Source organism: Arthrobacter sp. ov118 (assembly GCF_900116495.1).
Taxonomy (GTDB): domain Bacteria; phylum Actinomycetota; class Actinomycetes; order Actinomycetales; family Micrococcaceae; genus Arthrobacter.
Genome location: NZ_FPAY01000001.1, coordinates 345,629 through 357,807 on the forward strand (window position 1 = coordinate 345,629; position 12,179 = coordinate 357,807).

The 12,179-nt window shown below is 63.1% G+C and carries 19 protein-coding genes; all 19 read right to left on the bottom strand.

Going from position 1 to position 12,179, the window contains the following annotated elements; genetic code table 11:
* Positions 1–11: 11 nt before the first annotated feature.
* The 19 genes from rplQ to rplN all read right to left on the bottom strand — a co-directional run bounded on the left by rplQ (position 12) and on the right by rplN (position 11,946).
* Positions 12–605, bottom strand: a complete 594-nt coding sequence (rplQ, locus tag BM372_RS01535; RefSeq protein WP_090950893.1) for a 50S ribosomal protein L17 — start codon at positions 603–605, stop codon at positions 12–14.
* A 76-nt stretch (positions 606–681) separates the two neighbouring features.
* Positions 682–1,692, bottom strand: coding sequence for a DNA-directed RNA polymerase subunit alpha (locus tag BM372_RS01540; RefSeq protein WP_090950895.1), 1,011 nt, complete (start codon positions 1,690–1,692; stop codon positions 682–684).
* A gap of 132 nt (positions 1,693–1,824) precedes the next feature.
* Complete coding sequence (gene rpsK, locus BM372_RS01545; protein WP_056737824.1) at positions 1,825–2,226, bottom strand: 30S ribosomal protein S11; 402 nt, start codon at positions 2,224–2,226, stop codon at positions 1,825–1,827.
* A gap of 101 nt (positions 2,227–2,327) precedes the next feature.
* Complete coding sequence (gene rpsM, locus BM372_RS01550; protein WP_090950898.1) at positions 2,328–2,702, bottom strand: 30S ribosomal protein S13; 375 nt, start codon at positions 2,700–2,702, stop codon at positions 2,328–2,330.
* Between the two features lie 177 nt (positions 2,703–2,879).
* Positions 2,880–2,993, bottom strand: a complete 114-nt coding sequence (gene rpmJ / locus BM372_RS01555) for a 50S ribosomal protein L36 (protein WP_009358722.1) — start codon at positions 2,991–2,993, stop codon at positions 2,880–2,882.
* Between the two features lie 67 nt (positions 2,994–3,060).
* Positions 3,061–3,282 carry a translation initiation factor IF-1 gene (infA, locus tag BM372_RS01560; RefSeq protein ID WP_009358723.1) on the bottom strand — a complete coding sequence of 74 codons (222 nt, stop codon included), beginning with the start codon at positions 3,280–3,282 and terminating at the stop codon, positions 3,061–3,063.
* Positions 3,283–3,470: 188 nt separating this feature from the next.
* Entirely contained in the window at positions 3,471–4,571 is a 1,101-nt protein-coding gene (locus BM372_RS01565; RefSeq protein ID WP_090950900.1) for a P1 family peptidase, read from the bottom strand.
* Positions 4,572–4,634: 63 nt separating this feature from the next.
* Complete coding sequence (map, locus tag BM372_RS01570; protein WP_090950903.1) at positions 4,635–5,462, bottom strand: type I methionyl aminopeptidase; 828 nt, start codon at positions 5,460–5,462, stop codon at positions 4,635–4,637.
* Between the two features lie 244 nt (positions 5,463–5,706).
* A complete protein-coding gene (locus tag BM372_RS01575) occupies positions 5,707–6,276 on the bottom strand; it encodes an adenylate kinase (RefSeq protein WP_177235893.1) in 570 nt (189 codons plus the stop codon).
* 5 nt (positions 6,277–6,281) lie between these two features.
* Complete coding sequence (gene secY / locus BM372_RS01580) at positions 6,282–7,592, bottom strand: preprotein translocase subunit SecY (protein WP_090950909.1); 1,311 nt, start codon at positions 7,590–7,592, stop codon at positions 6,282–6,284.
* A gap of 186 nt (positions 7,593–7,778) precedes the next feature.
* The gene (gene rplO / locus BM372_RS01585; protein WP_090950911.1) at positions 7,779–8,270 is read right to left on the bottom strand and encodes a 50S ribosomal protein L15; all 492 of its coding nucleotides are present in this window, start codon (positions 8,268–8,270) and stop codon (positions 7,779–7,781) included.
* Positions 8,271–8,477, bottom strand: a complete 207-nt coding sequence (rpmD, locus tag BM372_RS01590; protein ID WP_056626615.1) for a 50S ribosomal protein L30 — start codon at positions 8,475–8,477, stop codon at positions 8,271–8,273.
* Positions 8,478–8,480: 3 nt separating this feature from the next.
* Positions 8,481–9,161: a 30S ribosomal protein S5 gene (gene rpsE / locus BM372_RS01595; RefSeq protein WP_177235849.1), complete on the bottom strand. Its 681-nt coding sequence runs from the start codon at positions 9,159–9,161 to the stop codon at positions 8,481–8,483.
* Between the two features lie 26 nt (positions 9,162–9,187).
* Positions 9,188–9,571 (bottom strand): 50S ribosomal protein L18, encoded by a 384-nt coding sequence (rplR, locus tag BM372_RS01600; protein ID WP_018773674.1) that lies wholly within the window; start codon positions 9,569–9,571, stop codon positions 9,188–9,190.
* A 2-nt stretch (positions 9,572–9,573) separates the two neighbouring features.
* Positions 9,574–10,110 (bottom strand): 50S ribosomal protein L6, encoded by a 537-nt coding sequence (gene rplF / locus BM372_RS01605; protein WP_090950917.1) that lies wholly within the window; start codon positions 10,108–10,110, stop codon positions 9,574–9,576.
* Positions 10,111–10,128: 18 nt separating this feature from the next.
* Entirely contained in the window at positions 10,129–10,527 is a 399-nt protein-coding gene (gene rpsH / locus BM372_RS01610) for a 30S ribosomal protein S8 (protein ID WP_090950922.1), read from the bottom strand.
* Between the two features lie 106 nt (positions 10,528–10,633).
* Entirely contained in the window at positions 10,634–11,215 is a 582-nt protein-coding gene (rplE, locus tag BM372_RS01615) for a 50S ribosomal protein L5 (RefSeq protein WP_018773672.1), read from the bottom strand.
* Positions 11,215–11,574 (bottom strand): 50S ribosomal protein L24, encoded by a 360-nt coding sequence (rplX, locus tag BM372_RS01620; RefSeq protein ID WP_066436866.1) that lies wholly within the window; start codon positions 11,572–11,574, stop codon positions 11,215–11,217. The genes rplE and rplX overlap by 1 nt, the downstream gene beginning before the upstream one ends.
* Positions 11,575–11,577: 3 nt before the next feature.
* The gene (gene rplN, locus BM372_RS01625; protein WP_003803789.1) at positions 11,578–11,946 is read right to left on the bottom strand and encodes a 50S ribosomal protein L14; all 369 of its coding nucleotides are present in this window, start codon (positions 11,944–11,946) and stop codon (positions 11,578–11,580) included.
* Positions 11,947–12,179 lie beyond the last annotated feature (233 nt).

Consider the following 12,179-nt stretch of genomic DNA (forward strand, 5'->3'; position numbering starts at 1 on the left):
GTTTTAGCGAATTACTTCGCGTCCTTCTCGGACTCAGCAGCAGCTTCCTCAGCGGCCGGAGCCTCTTCGGCAGCTTCAGCTTCGGCGGCCGGAGCGGTCTCGGCAGCCTCAGCGGCGGGAGCCTCTTCGGTCTCGGCAACCTCGGTCTCAGCAACCGGAGCAGCTTCGGCCTTCTCGGCGTCCGACTTGTCAGCATCGCGCTTGGCAGCGGACGTAGCCTCGGCTACGACGGCCTGCTTGGCGGAAACCGGCTCGAGGACCAGTTCGATGACAGCCATGGGAGCGTTGTCGCCCTTGCGGTTGCCGATCTTGGTGATGCGGGTGTAGCCGCCATCGCGGTTCTCCACTGCCTGTGCAATGTCGGTGAACAGCTCGTGGACGACGCCCTTGTTGCTGATCAGGCCGAGTACACGACGGCGGGACGCGAGGTCGCCGCGCTTGGCGAAAGTCACCAGGCGCTCAGCGTACGGCTTCAGGCGCTTGGCCTTGGTCACCGTGGTGGTGATCCGCTTGTGCTCGAACAGTGCTGCGGACAGGTTCGCGAGCATCAGGCGCTCGTGAGCCGCTCCGCCGCCGAGGCGCGGACCCTTAGCGGGGGTAGGCATAATAGTTTCTCCTCATATGGAAGCCGTTGGGCTGCGCACACCAGGTGCATCCAGCCGGCTGGCCAAGATCTGTTGGTTAGAGCTCGTCGTCGCTGAACGCGGCGTCGTCCTCTTCGATGGCTGCGGCGCGTGCTGCGAGATCGAAACCGGGAGGGGAGTCCTTCAGGGACAGGCCCAGTTCGACCAGCTTGGCCTTGACCTCGTCGATGGACTTCGCACCGAAGTTACGGATGTCCATCAGGTCAGCCTCGGAACGGGCAACGAGTTCACCCACGGTGTGGATGCCCTCACGCTTGAGGCAGTTGTAGGAACGGACCGTCAGGTCCAGATCCTCGATCGGCAGGGCCATGTCGGCTGCCAGGGCAGCGTCCGTCGGCGACGGGCCGATCTCAATACCTTCAGCTGCGGTGTTCAGCTCGCGGGCCAGACCGAACAGTTCCACCAGGGTGGTACCGGCCGAAGCAACGGCGTCGCGCGGGGCGATCGCCTGCTTGGTCTCGACGTCGACAATGAGCTTGTCGAAGTCGGTGCGCTGCTCAACACGGGTAGCTTCCACGCGGAAAGTAACCTTCAGAACCGGCGAGTAGATGGAGTCGACCGGGATGCGGCCGATCTCGGAGTCGCCGGACTTGTTCTGAGCTGCCGAAACGTAGCCGCGACCGCGCTCGATGGTCAGTTCGAGTTCGAACTTGCCCTTCGAGTTCAGCGTGGCAATGTGCAGATCCGGGTTGTGGAATTCGACGCCGGCCGGCGGAGCGATGTCCGCGGCGGTGACGATTCCCGGGCCCTGCTTGCGCAGGTACGCAACAACCGGCTCGTCGTGCTCGGAGGAAACCGACAGGTTCTTGATGTTCAGGATGATCTCAGTGACATCTTCCTTGACACCCGGAACCGTGGTGAACTCGTGCAGCACGCCGTCGATCCGGATGCTCGTGACAGAGGCACCGGGGATCGAGGAGAGCAGGGTACGGCGGAGGGAGTTTCCGAGGGTGTAACCAAAGCCCGGCTCCAGCGGTTCGATGATGAACCTGGAGCGGTTTTCGGAGACGACCTCTTCGGAGAGGGTGGGGCGCTGTGCAATGAGCACTTAGGTTTCCTTTCGGCGAGCATCCGCTATATGACGCAACACAGGTGGTGGAAAGATCGGTCTGAGGACTTAACGCGGCCGGGCTTGCCCGGACCGGTGAGGGTCCGGGCAAGCTCCTGGGCGTGGAAAGCCTTAGACGCGGCGGCGCTTCGGGGGACGGCAGCCGTTGTGGGCGCTGGGGGTGACGTCCTGGATGGAGCCAACCTCGAGGCCAGCGGCCTGCAGCGAACGGATGGCGGTTTCGCGACCGGAACCCGGTCCCTTGACGAACACGTCAACCTTGCGCATGCCGTGCTCCTGTGCACGCTTTGCGGCGGCTTCAGCGGCCATCTGGGCAGCGAACGGGGTGGACTTACGCGAGCCCTTGAAGCCAACCTCACCGGAGGAAGCCCAGGAGATGACAGCACCGGTCGGGTCCGTGATGGACACGATGGTGTTGTTAAAGGTGCTCTTGATGTGCGCCTGGCCCAGCGCGATATTCTTCTTGTCCTTCTTACGCGGCTTGCGAACCGCGCCACGAGTCTTCGGGGGCATTTTTTCTCCTACAGAAAGTTATTGGGTGAAAGCGAACGCTTGATCCCACACTTGCCGGGTTCCTGGAAATCGCATCTGCGATTTCAAGGAGGCAAATGGGTTTAGCGGGCCTTCTTCTTGCCGGCGACGGTACGCTTCGGGCCCTTGCGGGTACGGGCGTTGGTCTTTGTACGCTGTCCGCGCACGGGCAGGCCCTTGCGGTGACGCAGGCCTTCGTAGCTGCCGATCTCAACCTTGCGGCGGATGTCAGCGGCTACCTCGCGGCGAAGGTCACCCTCAACCTTGTAGTTGCCTTCAATGTAGTCACGCAGCTGGACAAGCTCAGCGTCGCTCAGGTCCTTGACCCGGACGTCTGCGCTGATGCCGGTGGCAGCCAGGGTTTCGTGTGCACGGGTCTTGCCCACGCCGTAGATGTAAGTAAGCGCAATTTCCAGCCGCTTTTCGCGGGGAATGTCTACGCCAGCGAGACGAGCCATAGTGGCAGTGCTCCTTGTATAAACCGGAGGTCGTAGGCAGTACACCCGCACGTTCCGTGCGGCCCCAGCCTCCGACCGGGGGTTAGCTGTCCGGGCCCATACGTCCCAATTCAGCTTGTGCTGCCTTTTCTATTTACTTGCGTGGGTTAGCAACCCAGGGTCTTCCCGGAAGGGAAATTAGCCCTGGCGCTGCTTGTGGCGCGGGTTCTCGCAGATCACCATGACCCGGCCATTACGGCGGATCACTTTGCACTTTTCGCAGATCTGCTTGACGCTCGGCTTGACCTTCATGGCGTTCCTTTGCGTGTTGCAGTTGGTCGGCTGACCGGCCTTGGCTGTTGCTCTGGCCGCCCAGTGTTTACTTGTAGCGGTAGACGATACGACCACGTGTCAGGTCGTACGGGCTCAGCTCCACCACTACGCGGTCCTCGGGGAGGATTCTGATGTAGTGCTGGCGCATCTTTCCAGAGATGTGTGCCAGAACGATGTGCTTGTTGGTGAGCTCAACGCGAAACATCGCGTTGGGCAGCGCCTCGGTCACAACGCCCTCGATCTCAATGACCCCGTCCTTCTTGGCCATACCCTCCGCTAACTGTTGTTGCCGCAGCCTCCCGGATTGCACCGGTCATGACCGCGGACGTTTTTGATTGATTGGTTGGTGCCTCCCGGCCACAAAAGGGCACAACGGGGCAGACAACCAACAGACAACACTACGGCATTACACCCCGATTGTTAAATCCGCAGTTAAAACCAGCCATCGTAGCGCACTCAGCGTCCGTACGCACCTAGCATCCCGGCCGGCGTGGTCACTTCCTCCGCGCGAGCGATCCCGTCGAGGATGGCCAGCCGGACGACGTCGGCGACGGCGCTCTGCAGGGTGATGAGGCTGATTTGCCGGGCCACTGGGGTGCTGCGGTCAAGTTCGACGGCGCCCGTAGCCAGCGCGAAGACGGTGTCGCCGTCGGCCAGGGTGTGGCTCGGATTAAGGGCCCGGGCCAGGCCGGCATGGGCAGCCGAGGCCGTCCGCTTGCACTCCGCCTTGTCCAGCAGGGCGTTCGTGGCGACGACGACGAGCGTGGTGTTCAGCGGTGGGGCCCCGGCTGGCGGCCCCGACTCGGGGACCTGCGCGGCTTTCGCCGCGCTGGGGGCCGGGGCGGCTTTCGCCGCGCTGGGGGCCGGGGCGGCTTTCGCCGCAACGGGCGAAAGCCTCTGCGTGCTCGCTCCCTCGTCGCTTAGACGCACGCTGCCGGCTTCCTCCCGCTCCGGCGATGTGCCCCACGGCAGTCCCAGCGCGTTGACTACTGCAATGGCACCCACCACCACCGGCCCGTCTTTTGAGATGTTTTCTAAAGTGAGGGAGGCTGTGCCCACTCCCCCTTTGTATGTGCCTCGGCCGATTGCTGCTCCGGTGCCGGCGCCGACGTTGCCGCGTTCGACGTCGTGCCCTTCTGCTTGTGCGGCGGCGGCGGCCGTTGCCGCGTAGCCCATCGCCTCGCCGGGGCGGGCGGAGAAGTCCCCGCCCCGGCCCAGGTCAAAGATCGCGGCGGCGGGCACGATCGGAACAAGGCCGCCGGTGACGGCGAAGCCGCGGCCGTTCTCCTCGCACCAACGCTGCGCGCCGTGGGCGGCCGCGAGGCCATAGGCGCTCCCGCCCGTCAGAACCACAGCATCCACGGTCGAGGTCAATGTGGTGGGATCCAGGGCGTCGGTCTCATGCGTTCCCGGGCCGCCGCCGCGAACGTCCACCGAGCCCACCGTCCCGGGCGGCGGGAGGACCACCGTCACCCCGCTCAGCCAGCCGTCGCCGGACTTCTGGACATGACCTACCCGGATCCCGGCGACGTCGGTGATCGCTCCCGTTGCTCCCATGGCTCCATTGTGCGCCCCGCCGTCCCTGCTGCCGGTCAGTTGGGTGTAGGTGGGCGGAACGAGTCAGGGAATGGGCACGGGCACGACCCCGAGCGGCTCGAGTTTCGCCGCTCCCCCGTCCGGCGCGGAAAGGACCCAGATCCCCTTCTCGTGCACGGCCACGGAGTGTTCCCACTGGCAGGAGCGCTTGCCGTCGGTGGTGACAACCGTCCAGTCGTCCTCGAGGACAGCGGTGTCGATGCTGCCGCGGACCAGCATGGGCTCGATCGCGAGGCACAGGCCCGGGCGGATCTTTGGCCCGCGATGGCTGGTGCGGTAATTGAGCACGTCCGGGGCCATGTGCATCTCGGAGCCGATCCCGTGGCCGACATAGTCCTCCAGGATGCCCAGCGGCTTGCCGGGCACCGAGGAAACGTAGTCATCCACGGCATTGCCGACATCGCCCACGAACTTGCCGGTGGCCAGGGCCGCAATGCCCCGCCACATCGCTTCCTCAGTGACCTGGGACAGGCGCACGTCCTCGGGATCCGGCGTGCCCACAATGACTGTCCTCGCGGAATCGGAGTGCCACCCGTCCACGATCGCGCCGCCGTCGATCGAGATGATGTCGCCGTCCGCCAGGACCCGGCCGCCGGGGATGCCGTGCACCACCTCCTCGTTCACCGAGGTGCAGATGGTGGCCGGGAAGCCGTGGTAGCCGAGGAAGTTGGACTTGGCGCCGGCGTCCTGGAGCACCGCCGCGAACACCTCATCCAGCCGGGCCGTGGTGACGCCGGGAGCAGCGGCGGCAACTGCCGCATCCAGTGCCCGGCTCAGGACCAGACCGGCCTCGTGCATGGTGCGCATCTGGGCGTTGGTCTTGTATTCAATGCGGGGCTGGCCGAATGCCATCGATACCTCAGTGCTTCGTCTCGCGGCCGGGGCGTGTTTCGTCCCGGGCCTTCACTACGGGTGTTTTGTCCAAGTGTTCTGCTTCTATTCTCCCGCACCGCCGCGGCCGTCCTGAACGGGGCCGCGGGCCGCGGGCCGCGGGCCAGGGCAACCAATGGCCTAGGCAGCCGCCGGCGCATACAGCGAAAGGCGCGTCCCGTACACGATGGTACGGAACGCGCCTTTCGGGGAGCACCGGTGCGGATCAGGCAGCCTGGGCCGACTTGATCGCTTCCATGACGCGCTCTGTGACTTCGTCGATGCCGCCGATGCCATCGACCTGGGTCAGGATGCCGCGCTCAGCATACTTCGCCACGACGGGCTCGGTCTGCTCGTGGTACAGGTCCAGCCGGTGACGGATAACGCCTTCGTTGTCGTCGCTGCGGCCGGTCTCCTTGGCGCGCCCCAGGAGGCGTTTGACCAGTTCTTCATCGTCCGCGGTCAGCTGCAGGACGACGCCGAGCTTCTGATCCGCGTCGGCGAGGATCGAGTCGAGGTACTCCACCTGCGCGGTGGTGCGGGGGTACCCGTCGAGCAGGAAGCCGTCCTCGACGTCGTTCTCGCCGAGCCGGTCGCGCACCATCTTGTTGGTGACGCTGTCCGGAACGAAGTCGCCGGCGTCCATGTACTTCTTGGCCTCGACGCCCAGCGGCGTCTCACCCTTGACGTTGGCACGGAAGATGTCCCCCGTGGAGATCGCAACGACGCCGAGGCGTTCGGAAATGCGCTCCGCCTGGGTTCCCTTGCCGGAGCCGGGAGGCCCGATAATCAACATTCTCGTCATCGCAAAAGCCCTTCGTAGTGACGTTGCTGTAGTTGCGCATCAATCTGCTTCACGGTCTCCAGACCGACGCCCACCATGATCAGGATGGAGGTGCCGCCGAACGGGAAGTTCTGGTTAGCGTTGATCAGAACCAGTGCAACCAGCGGGATCAGTGCCACGAAGCCAAGGTAGAAGGCGCCGGGCAGGGTGATCCGGGATAGGACGTACTGAAGATAGTCCGCCGTCGGCTTGCCGGCGCGGATGCCCGGAATGAAGCCTCCGTACTTCTTCATGTTGTCCGAGACCTCTTCCGGGTTGAATGTAATCGCAACATAGAAGTAGGTGAAAAACACAATCATGGCGAAATACAGCGCCATGTAGATCGGGTGGTCGCCCTTGGTCAGGTTGTTGTTGATCCACTCAACCCAGGGGGCCATCTGCTCGCCGGCCTTGGGCTGGTTGAACTGTGCGATCAGTCCCGGCAGGTACAGCATGGACGAGGCGAAGATGACGGGCACTACGCCGGCCATGTTCACCTTGATGGGGATGTAGGTGCTGGTGCCGCCGACAGTGCGGCGCCCAATCATGCGCTTGGCGTACTGCACCGGGATCCGGCGCTGGGACTGCTCCACGAAGACCACGAGGGCCACGGTGAGCAGGCCGATGATCAGGACCAGGAAGAACGTGCCGGGGCCCTGGGCCTTCCAGATCGCGCCGAGCGAGCCCGGGAAGCCTGCCGCGATGGACGTGAAGATGAGCAGGGACATGCCGTTGCCGACGCCCTTCTCGGTCACGAGCTCGCCCATCCACATGATCAGGCCCGTGCCGGCCGTCAAGGTGATGATGATCAGGACCGTGGTGACAATCGAGTCGTCCGGGATGATGGGCAGCTGGCAGTTCGGCAGCAGCTGGCCTGACCGTGCCAGCGACACCAGCGTCGTGGCGTTGAGCAGGCCGAGAGCGATCGTGAGGTAGCGGGTGTACTGGGTCAGCTTCGACTGACCGGACGCCCCCTCCTCATACAGCTGCTGGAAGCGGGGAATGACCACCCGGAGCAGCTGGACGATGATGCTCGCCGTGATGTAGGGCATGATGCCGAGGGCAAAAATGGAGACCTGCAGCAATGCACCGCCGCTGAACAGGTTGACGAGCTGGTAGATCCCGCCCGAGGTCTGACCGTTCTGCAAGCACTGCTGGACATTCTGGTAGCTCACACCGGGCGAGGGGATGAAGGCACCCAAGCGGAAGATTGTGATGATTCCCAGCGTGAACAACAACTTGCGCCGCAGATCAGGCGTGCGAAAGGCCCGGCCAAATGCGCTAAGCAAGCGTCCTCCTGAGTAATAAGTAAAGTCGTGTGAGACAGGTCAAATAAACCCAACAACCGAGTCTAACGGTTGGATGCGCCCGGCGAACAATCGGTGAGGCCGGGAAATGGAAAAAACTCCCGGTACCGGGGGCCTGAGCCCCCGGTACCGGGAGTCGCAACAACGGGCAACTGCCCCGCCGCCTCGTCAGAGGGCGGTGGTGCTTCCGCCTGCTGCGGCAATCTTTTCAGCGGCGCTGGCCGAGAATGCGTGGACGGTGACGTCAACCTTGACGGTGATGTCGCCGGTGCCCAGCACCTTGACGGGCTGGTTCTTGCGAACGGCACCCTTTTCGACCAGGTTCTCCACGGTGACTGCGCCACCTTCCGGGAACAGCTCGTTGAGCTTGTCCAGGTTTACCACCTGGTACTCAACCCGGAACGGGTTCTTGAAGCCGCGCAGCTTCGGCAGGCGCATGTGCAGCGGCAGCTGGCCGCCGGCAAAGCCAGCCTTGATCTGGTAGCGGGCCTTCGTACCCTTGGTACCGCGACCGGCGGTCTTACCCTTGGATGCTTCACCACGACCAACACGGGTCTTGGCGGTCTTGGCACCCGGGGCGGGACGCAGGTGGTGAACCTTCAGTGCGTTCTGCTTCTCAGCGGCGCCCTGTGCCTTTTCGGCGGTGTTCTTCTCTGCCATTTACTTCGCCTCCTCTACCTTTACCAGGTGCGGAACCGTGTTGAGCATTCCGACGGTCACGGCGTCGGCAGTGCGGACAACGGTGTGTCCGATCCGCTTCAGGCCGAGGGACCGCAGGGTGTCGCGCTGGTTCTGCTTGCCGCCAATGGCGGACTTGATCTGAGTGATCTCCAACTGAGCGTCGGAGGGAATCAGGTTCTTAGCCATGACTCAGACACCTGCCTTCTGGTTCAAGAGAGCCTTCACCAGTGCCGGCGGAGCGATCTCGTCGAGGGGCAGGCCGCGGCGTGCTGCCACTGCTGCCGGCTCTTCGAGGCGCTTGAGCGCATCAACGGTCGCGTGAACGATGTTGATGGCGTTCGAGGAACCGAGCGACTTGGAGAGGATGTCGTGGATGCCCACGCACTCCAGTACTGCACGGACCGGGCCGCCGGCGATAACACCGGTACCGGCGGAAGCCGGACGCAGCATTACGACGCCTGCAGCGGCTTCACCCTGAACACGGTGCGGGATGGTGCTGCCGACGCGGGGAACGCGGAAGAAGGACTTCTTGGCCTCTTCAACGCCCTTCGCAATAGCGGCAGGAACTTCCTTAGCCTTGCCGTAGCCGACGCCGACCATGCCGTTTCCGTCACCGACGACGACGAGGGCGGTGAAGCTGAAGCGACGACCACCCTTGACGACCTTGGAAACGCGGTTGATGGTTACGACGCGCTCTACGAACTGGCTCTTTTCGGCTTCGCGGCCGCCGTCACGGCCACCACGGCCGCCACGGTCGCCACGGCCCTGGCCGCGGTCGCCGCGCTCACCACGACGAGCGCCACCACGGCGGTCATCGGTGGTCGCAGGCGCAGCGGTCTCAGTTGCCGGAGCAGCTACAGCTTCAGTCACCTGAATGTCCTTTTCGTTATTTTCGGTCACAGTGCCAGCCCACCTTCACGTGCGCCGTCGGCGACGGCGGCGATCCGGCCGTGGTACTTGTTACCACCGCGGTCGAAGACGACTGCTTCGATACCGGCAGCCTTGGCACGCTCGGCGACCAGTTCGCCCACGCGCTTGGCCTTGGCGGTCTTGTCACCGTCGAATGCACGAAGGTCGGCTTCCAAAGTGGAGGCGCTTGCCACGGTCAGGCCCTTGGTGTCATCGACAACCTGGACGAATACGTGACGTGCGGAGCGGTTGACGACCAGACGAGGGCGTACAGCCGTACCGGAGATGCGCTTGCGGATACGAAGCTGGCGGCGGCTGCGCTGGGCAGACTTGCTCTTGTTCGTACGCTTCTTGTTAATTGCGATCGCCATGGTTACTTACCAGCCTTTCCGACCTTGCGGCGGATGACTTCGCCTGCGTAACGGATGCCCTTGCCCTTGTAGGGGTCCGGCTTCCGCAGCTTGCGAATGTTGGCAGCAACCTCGCCGACCTGCTGCTTGGAGATGCCTGAAACAGAGAGCTTGGTCGGGGTCTCAACTGCAAAGGTGATGCCGTTCGGTGCCGAGACGTTGACCGGGTGGCTGTAGCCCAGAGCGAACTCCAGGTCCGCACCCTTGGCCTGAACGCGGTAACCGGTACCGACAATCTCAAGCTTCTTCTCGTAGCCTGCCGTGACGCCCTCGATCATGTTGGCGATCAGGGTGCGGGTCAGGCCGTGCAGCGAACGTGAGGCGCGCTCGTCGTTCGGGCGGGCGACAGTCAGGGTGCCATCTTCCAGGGAAACCTCGATCGGGCTGGCCACAGTGTGGCTCAGCTCGCCTTTGGAACCCTTGACGCTGACGACAGAGCCGTCAACCTTGACCTCAACGCCGGCAGGAACGGTGATGGGGAGACGTCCAATACGTGACATTATTCTCTTCCTTTCCCGTTACCAGACGTAAGCGAGGACTTCGCCGCCCACGCCCTTCTTGCCGGCCTGCTTGTCAGTCAAGAGGCCGGAAGAGGTGGACAGGATTGCGACACCCAGGCCACCGAGCACGTGCGGCAGGTTGGTGGACTTTGCGTAAACGCGCAGTCCCGGCTTGGAAATACGACGAACGCCAGCGATGGAACGCTCGCGGTTCGGACCGAACTTGAGCTCGATGGTCAGCTTCTTGCCGACCTCCGCGTCCTCTTCCTTCCAGGAGGCGATGAAGCCTTCAGCCTTCAGGATGTCGGCAACGCGTGCCTTGAGCTTGCTGTACGGCATGCTCACGGTGTCGTGGTATGCCGAGTTAGCGTTGCGCAGACGCGTAAGCATATCTGCGACAGGATCTGTCATAGTCATTTGGGCTCTTGCCCTTCCTCATAACGGTTTCCGCCACAGCGCAGGTGAACGTTGTTCAGGGAACATCGTTCGGTAACGGCGCGGCCGGACCTTTTATGTAGCTAGATTAGTCTTCGGTCTTGAACGGGAAGCCAAGCGCCTTGAGCAGCGCGCGGCCTTCGTCGTCAGTCTTGGCAGTGGTCACGACAGTGATGTCCATGCCGCGTACGCGGTCGATGGAATCCTGATCGATTTCGTGGAACATAACCTGCTCGGTCAGACCGAAGGTGTAGTTGCCGTTGCCGTCGAACTGCTTGCCGCTGAGGCCGCGGAAGTCGCGGATACGGGGCAGTGCCAGCGTGACCAGACGGTCCAGGAATTCCCACATGCGGTCGCCGCGCAGAGTCGCGTGCGCACCGATCGGCATGCCTTCGCGCAGCTTGAACTGTGCGATCGACTTGCGGGCCTTGGTTACCTGCGGCTTCTGGCCGGTGATCAGGGTCAGATCGCGGACAGCGCCGTCGATCAGCTTGGAGTCCTTGGCGGCATCTCCAACACCCATGTTCACAACGACCTTGACCAGGCGGGGAACCTGGTTGACGTTCTGGTACTTGAATTCCTCAGTCAGCGTGTTCTTGATGGAATCGGCGTACTTGGTCTTCAGACGAGGAACGATCTTGCTTGCCGGAGTCTCGAGAGTCTCAGTCATTAGATGTCCTTCCCGGAGCTCTTGGCCACGCGGACGCGCACTTCACGCTTCACGCCATCGCGCTCAACGGTCTCGGTGCGGAACCCGACGCGGGTGGGCTTCTTCGTGGACGGGTCAACCAGAGCCACGTTGGAGATGTGGATTGAAGCCTCTACGACCTCGATGCCACCGGTCTTGGTGCCGCGCTGCGACTGACCGACCTTGGTGTGCTTGGTGACGCGGTTGATGCCTTCGACCAGCACGCGGTTGGTCTCGGGGAACACGCGCAGAACCTTGCCCTGCTTGCCACGGTCGCCGCCGCGCTCAGCCTTGGCGCCAGTGATGACCTGAACCAGGTCACCCTTCTTGATCTTAGCCATGGACTAGAGCACCTCCGGAGCCAGAGAAACGATCTTCATGAACTTCTTGTCGCGAAGTTCACGACCAACCGGTCCGAAGATACGGGTACCGCGGGGGTCCCCGTCGTTCTTCAGGATGACGGCTGCGTTCTCGTCAAACTTGATGTAGGAACCATCCGCACGGCGGCGTTCCTTCTTGGTACGGACGATGACAGCCTTGACGACGTCGCCCTTCTTTACGTTGCCGCCCGGAATTGCATCCTTGACGGTAGCGACGATCACGTCGCCAATGCCTGCGTAGCGACGGCCAGATCCACCGAGAACGCGAATGGTAAGGATTTCCTTAGCACCCGTGTTGTCGGCGACCTTGAGTCGCGACTCCTGCTGAATCACTATTTACTCCTTGCGTCGCGCTGGTTCTCAGACCGAAAATCTTCCTACGGAATGAGCCTTGCGGAACGGTTGATCGGGGTGTCTCTTGACCTGCCTGGATTTTGCCAGACCAGGCCTAAACTCCCGTGCCAGCAACATTTGCTTCCCAGGCGGATCCCGACGGATCGGGGCGCAAGGGGGCACTATGCCGTGGCACGATTGTTTACGAGGTTGGTGATGGCGCGCGAAAGGCG